The sequence below is a fragment of the Hymenobacter aerilatus genome, assembly GCF_022921095.1.
GTDB lineage: Bacteria > Bacteroidota > Bacteroidia > Cytophagales > Hymenobacteraceae > Hymenobacter > Hymenobacter aerilatus.
This window is the reverse complement of the sequence record NZ_CP095053.1, coordinates 4,795,992-4,810,949: the sequence shown is the minus strand read 5'-3', so window position 1 is coordinate 4,810,949 and position 14,958 is coordinate 4,795,992. Positions and strand designations below refer to the sequence as shown.

The window sequence follows — 14,958 nt, the reverse complement described above, 5'->3', positions numbered from 1 at the left end:
TTTATCCGTAGCTTTCCACTCATAGAGAAGCTATTTATCGTTTCCTGTCCATCCTTTCCCCTCCATGATTGCCTACATCGACGGCACGCTTGCCTATAAAGACCCTACCCTAGCCATTCTCGACGTGCACGGCATTGGCTACGAAGTGAAGATTTCGCTGGCCACTTACTCCAAGCTGCCCACAGAGAATGAAAAAGCAAAATTATACACCTACCAGCACATCAAGGAAGACGCCAATGCGCTCTACGGCTTCTTAGACCCCAACGAAAAAGCTCTGTTTATGCACCTGATTTCAGTGTCGGGCATTGGACCGGGCACGGGTATCGTGATGGTGAGCAGCATGAGCGTGGGCGAAATTCGCCACGCCATCGTGAACGAGGACGTGCGCTCTATTCAGAGCATCAAGGGAGTTGGCCCGAAAACTGCCCAGCGCGTAGTGCTGGAGCTAAAAGACCGGTTGCGGAAGGATGAGCTATTAGCCAAAGCTGGTGTGGACACCGTGCCACTGGCCAAAGCACACAATACCAACCGCGCCGAAGCGTTAGCGGCTTTGGTGACTCTGGGCTTTGCGCGGGCGGCGGCAGAAAAAACGCTGGATACCATTCAGCACAAGCACGGCAACGAGCTGAGCGTAGAGGAATTGATTAAGTTTGCTCTTAAGACCCATTAGCGTTCCTTCCGGTCGTGCGGCCGGCTCACTTCCTTGAGCTTCGATAAGAAACACCTCTCCTCCTCCCTGGTTCTGTGTGCGTTGCTGGTGGCCTGGTGGTCGCAGGCGAAGCCGTTGGGTACCAGCGCCGCCCGGCTACACCGGCTCCTGACGCACCTACCTGTGGTGGCGCAGTTGCTGCCGGATACCCCGCGCGTGGTGCTACCCGATACCAGCCGCTACCGGCCCAGCACGCGACCCAAGGTGGCGCCTGCGGACCGGCAAGGTATTACGTCGCCTACCCGGCGCCGCTCACCCCTGCTGCTCGACCAGCCCGCCAACGTGAAGCCCGAGGTGGTGGCGAGCGACAGTTTAGACTACTACGACTTAAACGAGAAAATAGGTTCGGATATCGACTATCGAAACCCGAGTCGGATGTCGTTTGAGGAGTATTCGCGATTTCGGCAGCAGCAAGCCGTGCGCGATTATTACCGCGAGAAGGCGGCTGGCGGTGTAACCGGCGGCGCCAACACGCCCGCCACGGCCCAGCGCCTGATTCCGCGGATCTACCTCGGCCCGATGGCCGACCGCATTTTTGGGGGCAGCTATGTGGACATCCGGCCCCAGGGTGCCGTGACGCTGCGCATGGGCGCGCGCTTCAACCGCAACGAAAACCCTACCCTCACGCTCCGCCAGCAGCGCACCGGCGACTTCAACTACGAGCAGAACATGAACCTGAACCTCACCGGCCAGATCGGGGAGAAGATGCGGGTGACGTTCAACTACGACACGAAGGCGGCTTTCGAGTTTGAGAACAACATGAAGCTCGACTATACGGGCTACGAAACAGAGATTATCCGGAAGGTGGAGCTCGGCAACGTGAGCCTACCCCTAAACAACTCCCTGATTACGGGTGGCCAAAACCTGTTTGGGGTGAAAGCTCAGCTGCAATTCGGTCGCCTGGGCGTGACGGCCGTGGCCAGCACCCTGCGCGGGCAGCAAGACGCCGTGACAGTGCAGAACGGCGGGCAAAGCCGCAACTTTGAAATCAAGGCCAGCCAGTACGAAAACAACCGCCACTTCTTCCTGTCGCAGTTTTTCCGCGACCGGTACAACGCGGCCCTGCGCAATCTGCCCACCGTACAGAGCGGCATTGAAATCCGTCGCCTGGAAGTGTACGTGACCAACGACAACCGCACCGCCACCGATCTGCGCAACGTGGTGACGCTGATGGACTTGGCCGAACCGTTCCGAGTGTACCGTCCGCAGTTCCTGCAAGGCAACCGTACGGTGAACACCCCTACCGGCAACGACCAAAACACCCAGTACAGCCAAGTACGTCAGGACCGCGGCAACCTCACGGTAGACAACTCTTTGAACCGATTAGGGCTAGTGAAAGCCACTGACTTCGAGCGGGTACGCGCCCGCAAGCTGGCCGCTACCGAGTATACCTTTAATGCTCAGCTGGGTTACCTCTCGCTGAACACCCAGCTGCTACCCGAGCAGGTGCTGGGTGTGAGCTATGAATATCTCTACAACGGCCAGGTGTACAAGGTAGGCGAGTTGGTGGACGACTACGCCAACGTCAATGCCGACCAAGTAGTCTTCCTGAAGATGCTGAAGGCTACCAACCCCGGCGTGGGCCTGGCCGACCCCAACGTGAATCCGCAGAACCCCAATTTGCAGACGCGCAATCTGCCTACCTGGGACTTGCTGATGAAGAACGTGTACTCGCTGAACGCTACCCAGCTCAACCGCGAGAACTTCCAGCTGCAAGTGGTGTACAAGGACGACGTGACGGGCGTGGACTTGATTTCGCTGAAGGAAGGGCAGAACGTGCAGAACGTGCCGCTCATTCAGGTGCTGAACCTCGACAACCTGAATCCCAACAACGACCGAAACTCCGACGGCAACTTCGACTTCATTTCGGGTATCACCATCGACCCTACCCTGGGGCGTATCTACTTCCCGGTAGTAGAGCCGTTTGGCAATTACTTGCAAGGCCAGTTTGTGGCCGGCACTGAGCAAGGCCTGATTGACAAGTACGTGTACTCGGCCCTGTATAATCAGGTGCAGAGCGATGCCCAGCAGGTGCAGGACAAGGACAAGTTTTTCCTGCGGGGGCGCTACCAGGCTACTTCTACCGATGTGATTAGCCTACCCGGCTTTGGCATTGCCCAGGGCTCGGTGCGGGTGTATGCGGGGAGCACCTTGTTGCAAGAAGGGGTTGATTACCAAGTATTCTATGATCAGGCGCAGGTGAAAGTCCTGAACCCGAGCTACCTCAACTCGGCCAACGAGCTGCGTATCACCTTCGAGAAAAACGCCGTGGTGCAGGTGCAGCCGCGCCGCCTCATTGGCACCCGCCTCGACTATCGCCTCAGCCCCGACATCAACTTCGGCGCTACCATGCTGAAGCTGATTGAAAACCAGGCTCCCGGCATCAACCGCGTGGCCATCGGCGACGAGCCCAACAACAACACCATCTACGGCTTCGATGTAAACATGCGCCGCGAGTCGCGGGCTCTGACGAAGTACCTGGATATGCTGCCGGGCCTGAGCACCAAGGCGCCATCGTCGGTGGCGTTCAGCGGAGAATTTGCGCAGCTGCTGCCGGGCAAGACCGAGTTGGGCCGGGGCGAAAACGGCGTGTCCTACCTCGACGATTTTGAGAATGCGCGCACACCCTACACGCTGGCGGGCCTGAACTCGGCTACGGTGTGGCGCCTGGGTACCACGCCCCTACCCATCCAGGGCTCACAGGAGCAAGGACTGCCCTTTGCCTACCGTCGCGCCAAAATGGCTTGGTATACGGTAGACCAAACGTACTACTCCAACGGCCCCAGCAAGCCCAGCAGCATTGGCGCGCAGGAGCTACGCAACCACTACGTGCGGGGTATTCCGCGCACCGAGATTTTCCCGGCCCGCGACGTGGGCGCCACTGGCAACGGCTTCGAGCTGCCCCTCGATCTGGCTTACTTTCCTTCGGAGCGTGGGCAATACAACTACAACCCGCAGGTGGGCCCCGACGGCCGCTCCCTACCCCTCGGGCTGGCCCAGGGCAACTACGGCGCCATCAGCCGCGAAATCACCTTCGATACGGACTTCGACAACGCCAACGTAGAATACATAGAGTTTTGGATGATGGATCCATTCATCCAGAGCAACAACGGCAATAACGTCATCAACGACGGTGTGACGCAAACGGTAGCCTCGGCCAATCCTGGCGGTGATTTTTACATCAACCTGGGCTCGGTGTCGGAGGATTTGATGCGTAACAACAACATCAATGAGTTTGAGAACGGCCTACCTGACGGTACCAATACAGCAGCCAACCTAACGCAGAATACCGCTTGGGGACGAGCCACCACCCAACAATTTCTGACCGATGCCTTCTCGGCTGCCCCCGGCGCGCGGGCACAGCAGGACGTGGGGCTGGATGGGGTAGACAACGCGGCCGAAAAAGCGCTGGGCATACCCGGTCCGTTCTCGGCCCTGGACGACCCAGCCGGCGACGACTTTTTGCACCACCTCTCGGGCGCCTACAACGGCACCGAGGCTGGCAACCACATTCTGGGCCGCTACAAGCAATACAATGGCATGGAGGGCAACTCTACCTCCGATACCAACCAAAGCTCCACCGCCTACCCCGATAAAGAAGACCTGAACCGCGACAACGTGGTAACGGACCTAGAGCGCTACTACGAGTACCGTATGCCGTTGCGCCCCAACAACATGGTGGTGGGCCAAAACTACATTGTGGATAAGGTGACGCGCACCATTGCCGGCTCTAACGGCGAGTCGGTGTCGTGGTACCAGTTCCGAGTACCCATTCGGCAGTACTCGGCCGTGCGCGGCACGCCCAATGGGCAGCCGTTTGGCTTCAAGTCTATCCGGTTTGTGCGCCTCTACCTCACACAGTGGCAGCAGCCGGTGGTGTTGCGTCTGGTGCAGCCGCAGTTTGTGGCCAACCAGTGGCGCCGCTTCCTGAGCACCATTGCTACCCCCGGCCAGCCGGTACTGAACAACGATACCGATGCCGAAGGCTTCGCTATTTCGACGGTGAGCCTAGAGGAAAACGGCGCATCAGCTAGATCAGTTGGTGGTGCTCCAAGTGCTATTCCGTACGTGCTGCCGCCCGGCATTCAGCGCGACCAGGAGTATGGCTCCAGCACCGTGAACCGTCAGCAAAACGAACAGAGCTTGCGCCTGGCTGTGGAAGGCCTGCGTGATGGCTATGGCAAAGCGGCCTACAAGAACATTCAGATTAGCCTGCTGCGCTACAAGCAGCTGCGCATGTTCTTGCACGCCGAAAGCCAGGACCCTACTGTGAACGACGGCGACGTGCGCGGCTTCGTCCGCATCGGTACCGACTACACCCAGAACTACTACGAGTACTCGCTGCCTCTGCAAATCACCCGCCCCAGCGCAACCACTACCGCCGAAATCTGGCCCGATGCCAACCAAGTTCAGGTAGCGTTTCAGGATTTTATTGATGCCAAAGCGGCTCGTAACAAATTCATTATTGATAATAAACTTGGCCCGGAAGCTTATTTTACCCCATTCACCTACAACAGAAATTTGCAGCCGGGCGCCACTATCACTATTATAGGCAACCCCGACTTCTCGCAGGTGCAGGGTGCCATGATTGGCATTCTCAACCCGCTGGACAACGGTGCCAGCAAGTCCGTAACGGTGTGGGCCAACGAATTCCGGGTGTTTGAGTTTGACCGCAAGAGTGCCTGGGCGGCCACGGCCCGCTTCAACACCCAACTGGCCGATGTGGCCAACGTGACGGCTACGGGTAGCTACGTTACCTCAGGCTTCGGCGGCTTGCAAGACAAGCTTCAGCAGCGCACCACCAGCGACATTATGCGCGGCGACGTGAATGCTACTATCGCTGCCGATAAGTTCCTACCCGAGAAGCTAGGCCTACGGCTACCCGTGCTAGTGCAGGCAGGCACTGAGGTTAGTAAGCCTGAGTATGACCCGCTGGACCCCGATACCAAGCTCACGCAGTCATTGCAAAAGTTTGACAACAACAACGAACTGCGCCGCGAGTACGAGAAGGAGGTTGTTTCGCAGACCAAGCAGCGCAGCATCAGTGTGCTGAACGCGCACAAGGAACGCACCAACCAGCAAAAACCGGTACGCCCTTACGATATCGAGAACTTTGCCGTGAGCTACGCCATTGCCGAGCGCACGCACACCGATATCAACACCGACCGCGACTACACTCGCACCTTTACGGGGGCACTGGCCTACGTGTACCAGACCACGCCCAAGAACTACACGCCGCTAGCTACTCTGAAGGCGCTAGACTCACCCTACCTGAAGTTTTTGCAGGAGGTTAATTTCACGCCTCTACCCTCGCGCTTCTCCTTCCGAGCCGACTTGGACCGGCGCTACAACGAGCGGTTTTTGCAGCGCGTGCTAGAACCCGGCACCCTACCTACCACGGCCGGCATTGCGGGCATCTACCAGAAAAGCTTCTACTTCAACCGCATCTACGACCTGAAGTGGGACCTGACCAAAGCCCTGATTCTGGACTACACGGCGAACAACCGCGCCATAGTGGATGAAGGGGTAGGGCGCGCTGTGGGCAGCTCCGACCAGGCTCAGCAGAACCGCGACCTGATTCGCGACAACCTCTTGCGTGGGGGCCGCACCACTAACTTCACTCAACAGGTAGCCGTGACGTGGCGCGTGCCGCTTGACAAGTTCCCGCTCACTGACTGGATATCCATGAATGCGCGTTACTCGGCCAACTACACTTGGCAGGCTGCCTCTACAGCCCTGCGCGTGCTGCGCGACCCTAGCAACCCGCTGGCCACCGATAGCACTACCCTCGGCAATACCATTCAAAATAACGGCGAGCTGAGCGGCACGGGTAAGATTGACTTGGTGAAGCTCTACAACAAGGTGCGCTTCCTCAACATCATCAACAACGCCCCGCCGCCCCCGCCCGTGCAGCGCGACGAGAAGGGCCGCGTCATCAAGCCTAAGCCTACCCCCCCCGGTGCCTCCGGCGTGGCCGGCGCCCCCGCTGACTCTACCCGCAAAGGCCCCGAGTTCCGGGCGCTGAAAGCGGTGCTGCGTTCCTTGATGACGGCGCGCTCCCTAGACTTTACCTACACCCGCAGCAACGGCACGCTGCTGCCGGGCTATCTGCCTGGCACAAGGTTCTTCGGGATGAATAGTTCGTTCGATGCACCAGGCATTCCGTTCTTGCTCGGCAAGCAGTACAGCGACTTTTCGGACTTGGATGTACTGTACCAGCGTGCCGCCAGCAACGGCTGGTACACTGAGCGTAGCGACCTGCTGAATACGCCGCTCAGCTCCTTACTTACCGACAACCTAACGCTGCGTACCTCTTTGCAGCCCTTCCGCGACTTCAACATTCAACTGGATGCCCGCCAGCAGCGCGTCCGCAACCGGGAGGTGTTCTACCGTCGGCCTATTGATGAGGAGACGTTGCTACCTGTGCCGGGCGGTACGGCTACGGCCAGCAACCCACTGGGCTCAGGCTCGTTTAGCACGTCGTTCATTTCCATCCAGACCTTGTTCGGCGACCGGTCGGCGGAGGGTACGATTTCCAAGACCTTCAACCGCTTCGTGCAGAACCGAGCCTTCGTGTACGACCGTCTGACTGCCGCTAATGCTGCTCCTGGTGTGTACAGCTACAACTCGCAGGATGTGCTGCTACCCGCCTTCTTGGATGCCTATCGTGGCAAGTCGTCGGACGGCTACAAGGCGAAGGGATTTAATCCAACGAAGCAATTCAACATTCCGCTACCCAACTGGACCATCCAATACAACGGTCTGGCCCAGTTGCCGTTTGTGCAACGCTACTTCCGCTCCGTCACGCTCAAGCACGCCTATACCTCGGTATATAGCATCAACAGCTATACTACTTCTACTCTGTATAGAAATGCGCCTGACGATAACGCCTTCTCGACCGTCACTAACGACAACAATCTGTTCGTTCCCTACTACATTCTGGGGCAGGTGACCATTTCGGAGCAGTTGGCGCCGCTGATTGGTATCAACTTCCAGACCCTGCAAAAGGTATCTGGCAACTTGGAGTACCGCGTGACACGGAACGTAGGCCTAAACACCATCAACGCCCAGGTAACGGAACTGCACACCACCGAGATGGTAATAGGCTTCGGCTACGTGACCGACCGTCTGAAACTACCCTTCCGCATCGGGGGTGAGCAGACGGTGCTACGTAACCAACTCAACGCCCGCCTGGATATGTCGATTCGTGATAATACCATCATCCAGCGCACCATCGAGGATGTGATAGACGGCACCGATGTGGGCACGCCTTTCAGTCTGGTAACCAGCGGTACCCGCCAGGTATTGTTGCGCCCTACCATCGACTACACCCTCAATCAGCGCCTGAACCTACAATTCTACTTCACCCGCACCGTTACGGCCCCACGTGTGCAAAACTCCTTCCGCAATGCAGCTACGGAAGGCGGCATTCAGCTTCGTTACAGCCTGTCGCAGTAAGCGGTGAAATGGTGAAGTTGTGAGTTTGTGACATAGTGAGTTGAAAACGCGCGTGTCACAAACTCACAACTTCACCATTTCACTCTTCCCCTTTTCCTGTACTTTTGGGAGCTGTTCATTTTAACCTGGCATTGCATGAATCTCCCCGCTGAACTGAAGTACACGAAAGAGCACGAATGGGTACGCGTTGAAGGCGACGTAGCCTATGTAGGCATCACCGACCACGCGCAAAAAGAGTTGGGCGACATCGTGTATGTAGACATTGACACGCTGGACAAAGACGTAGCCCAAAACGACGTATTCGGGACGGTAGAGGCCGTGAAGACGGTTTCAGACCTGTTTAGCCCGCTCACCGGCACTGTACTGGAAATCAACCCCGCTCTCGATGGCAGCCCCGAGCTGGTGAACTCTGACCCCTACGGCGACGGCTGGATGATCAAGATGTCGGTAGGCAACGCCGCCGAGCTAGATGAGCTGCTGACGGCTGAGGCTTACGGCGAAATCGTAGGCGCGTAAGTTGACGGCCTCTTCGAGCATAACGCCGCCCGCGTCGCCGCGCGCCTTTGCTGGCGTGCCGGCTGCGTGGGCGGCGTTGGTGTTGGTACTGACCCTCACGCCGGCCCAGGAAATGCCCAACACACCGCAGTGGGATTTGCTGTCGTTTGATACGGCGGCCCACGCGGGGGTCTTTGCGGTACTGTCTTTCACCAGCTACATCTCGGCCCGGCGGCAGCGGCGCTTCCCTACCCTGCGCCGGCAGGCCCTATGGTGGGTAGGCATCGGCTGTACGTTATTTGGGGCGCTGATTGAGGCACTGCAAATGACGATGAACTTGGGACGCCACGGCGAATGGTCCGACCTCATCAGTGACACGCTGGGTACGGTGGCGGGCCTGGGCGCGGCCTGGCTACTCCGCCGCTGGTGGCAGGCCTGATGACTACTGGATGCCGTTGGCTCTTATTGGGAGTAGGGCTCCTACCCCTGGGGGCTTGGGCGCAAGATATGCCTCGCGTGCGCCAGACTATTACGGCTCTCACTGCCACGCGTATGCACGGCCGCGGCTACGTGCGCCACGGCGACCAACGCGCTGCGGCTTACCTACGGCAGCGGTTTCGGCAGCTAGGCTTGCAGCCCCTGGCGCCCGACTACACTCAGTCGTTTCCAATCACGGTAAATACATTTCCCGGAAAGTTGCAGCTGAAGCTTAGCTTTGGCATGGCGCGGTTTCCGGTGCTGGGCCACTCCCACCGCTTGCAGCCGGGAAAAGAATTCATTGCCGCTCCCGATTCGGGACCGGGCAAAAGAGGCGGGCTACTTTCGGCGGTGCCCGTTTTTCACCTCGATACCCTACTTTTCTACGATGCTGTAGCCCAACACCGTCTGCTGAAACGCCCTTGGCACGGCGGTGGCGTAGCCATTCGTGCCGCCGATGTGCCTCGCTTGGCTACCCTGCCCCTACCCCTACGGCAACACCTCGACTCGGCGGCCTTGCGTTTCACGCTGGTCCCCAAGCTCACAGCCTCGTTGGCCTCCACGCAGGCCGGCCAAGTCCGCCTGGAGGTCTTAGAATCGGTTTGGAATAGGTACGCCCGGCAGCAGGAAAATCCTACAGCGCAGGTAGCTGTGCGGGTAGATGCCGAGCTGCAGCGCGATTATCAAACTCAAAACCTGATCGGGATGCTGCCCGGCACCACCCAACCCGACTCGTTCTTAGTGGTGACGGCGCACTACGACCACCTGGGCACTATGGGCCGCCGCGCCTACTTTCCTGGCGCTAACGATAATGCCAGCGGCACGGCCATGCTGCTGGAGCTGGCCGCCCACTATGCCCGCCCCGAAAATCGACCTGCCTGCTCTATGGTATTCATTGCTTTCGGCGGCGAAGAAGCCGGGTTGGTTGGATCACGCTACTTTGTGCAGCATCCGTTGCTGCCCCTAGCCCGCATCCGGTTCCTGCTCAACCTGGATTTATTGGGTACTGGTGAGGAAGGCATTACGGTGGTGAATGGCCGTGTTTTGCCAGCCGCTTTTCAGCGTTTGCAACAACTCAACGAGGCTGGACATTATGTATCATCCATAGCAGCTCGTGGCAAAGCCGCCAATTCCGACCACTACTACTTCACTGAGAGCGGGGTGCCCGCCTTTTTTCTGTACACCCGTGGCGGCCCTACCGCCTACCACGATGTACACGACCAAGCCGCTACGCTACCTCTAACAGCCTTTGCCAGCGTATTCGCGCTAATTACCCGTTTCCTGGCTTCGTTTTAAAATAATCTTAGCTCTGTATCCATTAGCACAGTGGAAAAACGCTGGTTCTAACCTGGATTCAGAGGGACTGTATTCTACAAAAAACCACCGGCGTGCCACGTTAAGTAGTGGCACGCCGGGGGCAATAACGTTAATTGAAACGAAGCAGAATTAGCCGTTAGTACGCAGGGAACCCATAATCTGCTTGGCTACCGTTTCCCATTCAGGCTTCTGGCGGTCGGCGCAGGTGAAGGTGCACATGAGTAGTTTGCCTTCTACATCGGTGAAGAACACCAACGTGTATACCTCGTGGCCCAGCTCCGGTTTCATCAGTTCCATGTAGCCCATCTTACGACCATTGATTTCGCGCACGCCGTTGGAAAACCACTTGGCGTTCTTGAATTGCTTAGTGTACGTCTTGTAGAACGTTTCGGCGTACATGTTGATCATGTCCTGATCAGCTGCATTGTCAGTATACGTAAATGCAACGCTGGCTTCTTTGCTGTTGGTGTAAATCACACTCGGGCGGCTTTGGGCACTGCCGTAGTTGAAATCCATCTGCTGCTCGCTCATTACCTCAAAGCCTTTGGGAATGAGAATTTCAACCCGCTCGCTCAGCACGCGCTTCTTGATAAGTTCTATCTCAGCGAATGGACGGGCTGCCATGAGAAGAAAGGACAGACATAGAAACGGAAGAAGTAAAGCTTTTTTCATAACGTTTACTTGAAAAAAGATGATTTTCTTGAGAAGACAAACAGCATTCTTGAAATGAACTCTGTTTGATTAGCACAATTTAATACGAAGAATCCGAAACACAAGTTTTGTCCAAAAGAAATATTTTCGTGTTTCACCGTGCTTTATCCGAAAACCCTGCCAATTTCTTGTAAAACCGTCATAAGTAACATTATAAACCTTAACCCGAATGCTGATCATCACATGCAGATCAAAGCATAAGTACTATAATCGTACATTGAAATAAAAAATTATTATCTTATAAAAATCATATAATACACTTCATAATTAAATTTAAACATACCCCTTTATAGGATATTATTTATCTGTTCTTTAATTTTCTCAAGCTCCTCCTTCATTCCAACCACGAGGTGCTGTATAGTAGAATCATTGGCTTTGGAGCCAATAGTGTTGATTTCACGGCCAATTTCCTGAGAAATAAAGGCCAGCTTCTTGCCAGTAGGCTCGGGCAGGTACACGGTTTCGGTGAAGTAGTGTAGGTGGTTGATGAGACGCACTTTCTCTTCGGCAATGTCGAGCTTCTCGATGTAGTATAGTACCTCCTGCTCGAAGCGGCTGGCGTTGAAATTTTCTGTTGCAGCTAACTCGCCCAAATGGCTTTGCAGTCGTTGCCGCACCTGGGTGATGCGTGTCGGGTCGTGGCGCTCTACATCGGCCAGAGCCACGCGAATGTGGTCGATGTACCCCAAAATTTCCGTAGTTAGGGCATGACCCTCGTCGCGGCGAAACTGGTTGATGCGCTCCAGCGCCTCGTGCACCAGCGGCAGTAGCTCTTCCCAGGTGATTTCCACTTCCGGCTCGGCGGTTTGGTCGGGGCCGGCCAGCACGCCAGGTAGGCGCAGGGCCGCCAGCAGCGTATCCTCGCCGGTATGCAGGCCCAGCTCCTGGGCAATGGCTTTCACTTCCTGGAAAGCCGTCAGGAGCGCTTCGCGGTTGAAGATGGTAGCGGCACGAGCACCGGCAGTACGGCTCACTTCAAAGTTCAGGTTGACTTTCCCGCGAATCAGGCTCTTAGCCAATAAGTTACGTATCTCCAACTCGCGGTCTTGCAAGAAGCGGGGCAGGCGCAGGCTCAGGTCCAGCGTTTTGGAATTGAGCGACTTGATTTCGACGGTAGCAGTGTAATGGTCGGTTTCGCGGTGCGCGATGCCGTAGCCGGTCATGGAAAGGAGCATGGTAGGAAGTATTAGAGTAAAACGTTGCAAAAATACTGCGGTGCTTTCAACTATGCCGGGCAAGCCCTGCTTCTGCTCTTTTGTGCTTGCCTTGGCCGCTCAAAACCCTGTAGCTTGCAGGCTATGACTACCCCTCGCGTGCTGATGCTGCCCAAATGGTACCCGCACCGCTACGATGACCAGGATGGTGACTTTGTGGCGCGGCACGTGGCAGCTATTGCAACGCATGCGCACACTGCCGTGGTATTTGCCACCGTGGCTCGCGGCCCGCTACCCCACCTCGTTGTCTGCGAAGCCGACGTAGCAGCCCCTACCCCTATCTGGCGCTATTACTATCGTGCGCAGCCAACGGGGTTTAGGTTTGTTGATAAAGTGTTGAAGCTGCTCCTGTATTACTGGTGCGTGGGGTGCGGCTACCGGAAGGCAGTGCAGTACTGGGGCAGGCAACGCCCGCAGCTCGTGCACGTGCACGTATTGCTGCGTACGGGCTTGTTTGCGTGGTGGCTGCGGGTGCGCTATGGCATTCCCTACCTCATCACCGAGCACTGGACGCTGTACCTGCCTGCCAAAGCGGCCCGAATAGGCGTCCTGCGTAAGTGCCTCACGCGCCGCGTAGTAGCGCGAGCCACAGCGCTGCATACGGTATCCGAAAATTTGCGCCAGGCTATGCAGACGTTGGGCATTGGCAACTCGCACGTAGTTGTAATTCCCAATGTGGTGGACACGCAACTGTTTCGTCCGTCCCCAACGCCCTACCCTCCGCAGCCGGCTCGTCGGCTTCTGCACGTGGCCGCCTTCAATGAGTCCGCAAAAAACCTGACCGGCCTTCTGCGTGTGATGGCGCGTCTAAAAGAATTGCGCCCAGAAATTACGCTACGCGTAGCGGGCTACGGTCCCGATGAAACACACGTGCTGCACGCAGCGCAACAGCTGGGCTTATTGAACGATACGGTGCAGTTCATAGGCAAACTTCCCTCTAAAGCCATAGCCCACGAAATGCAGCAGGCCGACTGCCTGGTTTTATTCAGCAACTACGAAAACCTACCCTGCGTGCTGATTGAAGCACAGGCTAGTGGGCTACCCGCCGTGGCAACGCAGGTAGGCGGCGTGCCCGAGTTATTACCCGCCGACGGCCGCTTCGGCCTGCTGGTGCCGCCCGGCGACGAAGCAGCATTAGCCGACACTCTACTTTCGGCTCTAAACAACCCGACACAGTTCTCACGAGGCCTCATGCGGGCTCGTGCAGAAGCTTTGTTCAGCTACGCGGCGGTAGGTCAGCAATTTGCGCTACTTTACCGTGCTATTCTACGCGCATGATTCGCCGCATTGCCTACCATTTCCTGACGCGCCTGCTGACTGCACTGCTCAGCTTTGGTGTGGTGTGGCTGACGGCCCGCTACCTGGGGGCAGCCGGGCGTGGGGCCGTGAGCTTATTTGTGACGGACTGCGCCGCGGTGCTGCTGTTTATCGGGCTGCTGGGCGGGTCTTCGCTGATTTATCTTTCGCCGCGCTATAGTAGCTGGCAGCTGCTGGTGCCTGCGTATGGCTGGGCACTGGCAGTTTGCAGCATGGGCACTATGACCGTAGGATTGTTACGGCCCGTATCGACTACCTACCTAACGCATCTCTGGGTGGTAACGGTGTGCCAGGCATTGTTATCTACCAATACGTCTTTATTGCTCGGGCGCAAACGCGAAACCACTTATAATCTTCTAACTATAAGCCAAGTGCTACTCTTGGTCGGCGGCCTGCTGGTGGCGTTTGTGGGCAATTGGCAACGCACGGTAGACGCCTACTACTACGCTGCCTACCTGGCGTATGGCCTACCCCTCCTGCTCAGCTTGGGCGCTTTGTGGCAGTTGCCTGATCGTTGGCGCACGGGTCAGTCGCTGCAGCAGGTAGCACAAGAGTTGGCGTACCATAGTCGCGGCGCGCATTTCTCTAATATCCTCACGTTCATCAACTACCGGCTAGCGTACTACTTTGTGGCACACTATGCCAACGTACGCGCTTTAGGGATTCTGAGCGTGGGTGTGTCGTTAGCTGAGGCCCTGTGGTTAATTCCGCGCAGCACCGCCCTCATCCAGTACGTCGATCTAGTGCATGCCACCGACAAGCAGGGACAATTGGCTCCTACGCTTCGCACCACGCGTCTCACGCTGCTGGCAACTGGCGCAGGCTTGCTGGTGCTGTGCGCGCTGCCTACGGTGGTGCTGACGCGCCTGTTTGGGCCTGAGTTTGGGGCTGCACGACTCATACTTTGGTACCTCACACCAGGCATACTGGCGGTGGCAAGCAATATTATGTGTAGCACCTACTTCAGCGGCCTAGAGCGCTACCGCGTCAACAACGTAGCGGCGGGGCTGGGGGTAGCGGTGACTGTGGCCGCTTGTTTCTGGCTGATTCCGCGCTACGGTATTTATGGAGCGTCGCTGGCCATGTCGCTTTCCTATCTGGCTTCAGCTTTGTACCTGCTCCGGTATTTTCTGCGCGATACGGGCACACGCCTGCGCCACCTGCTACCCGGCCCAGCCGATGTCGCGTACGGCGTGGCGCTGTGGCGTAAGTGGCTTTTGGTCCAGCAAGGCACTAAGGTTTAAGCGAAGCATACCTGCT

At 57.1% G+C, this 14,958-nt stretch carries 9 protein-coding genes; 7 read left to right on the top strand and 2 right to left on the bottom strand.

Annotated elements, in window-relative coordinates:
* Positions 1 to 64 precede the first annotated feature (64 nt).
* The 5 genes from ruvA to MUN82_RS20065 all read left to right on the top strand — a co-directional run bounded on the left by ruvA (position 65) and on the right by MUN82_RS20065 (position 10,435).
* Positions 65 to 670, top strand: a complete 606-nt coding sequence (gene ruvA / locus MUN82_RS20085; RefSeq protein ID WP_245093304.1) for a Holliday junction branch migration protein RuvA — start codon at positions 65 to 67, stop codon at positions 668 to 670.
* 33 nt (positions 671 to 703) lie between these two features.
* Complete coding sequence (gene sov / locus MUN82_RS20080) at positions 704 to 8,167, top strand: T9SS outer membrane translocon Sov/SprA (RefSeq protein ID WP_245093302.1); 7,464 nt, start codon at positions 704 to 706, stop codon at positions 8,165 to 8,167.
* Positions 8,168 to 8,302: 135 nt separating this feature from the next.
* On the top strand, positions 8,303 to 8,683 hold the full coding sequence (gene gcvH, locus MUN82_RS20075; protein WP_245093300.1) for a glycine cleavage system protein GcvH: 381 nt from the start codon (positions 8,303 to 8,305) through the stop codon (positions 8,681 to 8,683).
* Position 8,684: 1 nt separating this feature from the next.
* The gene (locus MUN82_RS20070) at positions 8,685 to 9,101 is read left to right on the top strand and encodes a VanZ family protein (protein ID WP_245093298.1); all 417 of its coding nucleotides are present in this window, start codon (positions 8,685 to 8,687) and stop codon (positions 9,099 to 9,101) included.
* Positions 9,101 to 10,435, top strand: a complete 1,335-nt coding sequence (locus MUN82_RS20065) for a M28 family metallopeptidase (protein ID WP_245093295.1) — start codon at positions 9,101 to 9,103, stop codon at positions 10,433 to 10,435. The genes MUN82_RS20070 and MUN82_RS20065 overlap by 1 nt, the downstream gene beginning before the upstream one ends.
* 150 nt (positions 10,436 to 10,585) lie before the next feature.
* Here MUN82_RS20065 and MUN82_RS20060 read toward each other — a convergent pair whose 3' ends face one another.
* Positions 10,586 to 11,080 (bottom strand): hypothetical protein, encoded by a 495-nt coding sequence (locus tag MUN82_RS20060; protein WP_187320211.1) that lies wholly within the window; start codon positions 11,078 to 11,080, stop codon positions 10,586 to 10,588.
* 374 nt (positions 11,081 to 11,454) lie between these two features.
* On the bottom strand, positions 11,455 to 12,342 hold the full coding sequence (locus MUN82_RS20055; RefSeq protein WP_245093293.1) for a YicC/YloC family endoribonuclease: 888 nt from the start codon (positions 12,340 to 12,342) through the stop codon (positions 11,455 to 11,457).
* A gap of 123 nt (positions 12,343 to 12,465) precedes the next feature.
* Between MUN82_RS20055 and MUN82_RS20050 the strand changes: the two genes are divergently transcribed.
* Both MUN82_RS20050 and MUN82_RS20045 read left to right on the top strand, forming a co-directional pair.
* Positions 12,466 to 13,659, top strand: coding sequence for a glycosyltransferase (locus tag MUN82_RS20050; protein WP_245093291.1), 1,194 nt, complete (start codon positions 12,466 to 12,468; stop codon positions 13,657 to 13,659).
* Entirely contained in the window at positions 13,656 to 14,942 is a 1,287-nt protein-coding gene (locus tag MUN82_RS20045; protein ID WP_245093289.1) for a lipopolysaccharide biosynthesis protein, read from the top strand. The genes MUN82_RS20050 and MUN82_RS20045 overlap by 4 nt, the downstream gene beginning before the upstream one ends.
* The last annotated feature ends 16 nt before the right edge of the window (positions 14,943 to 14,958 follow it).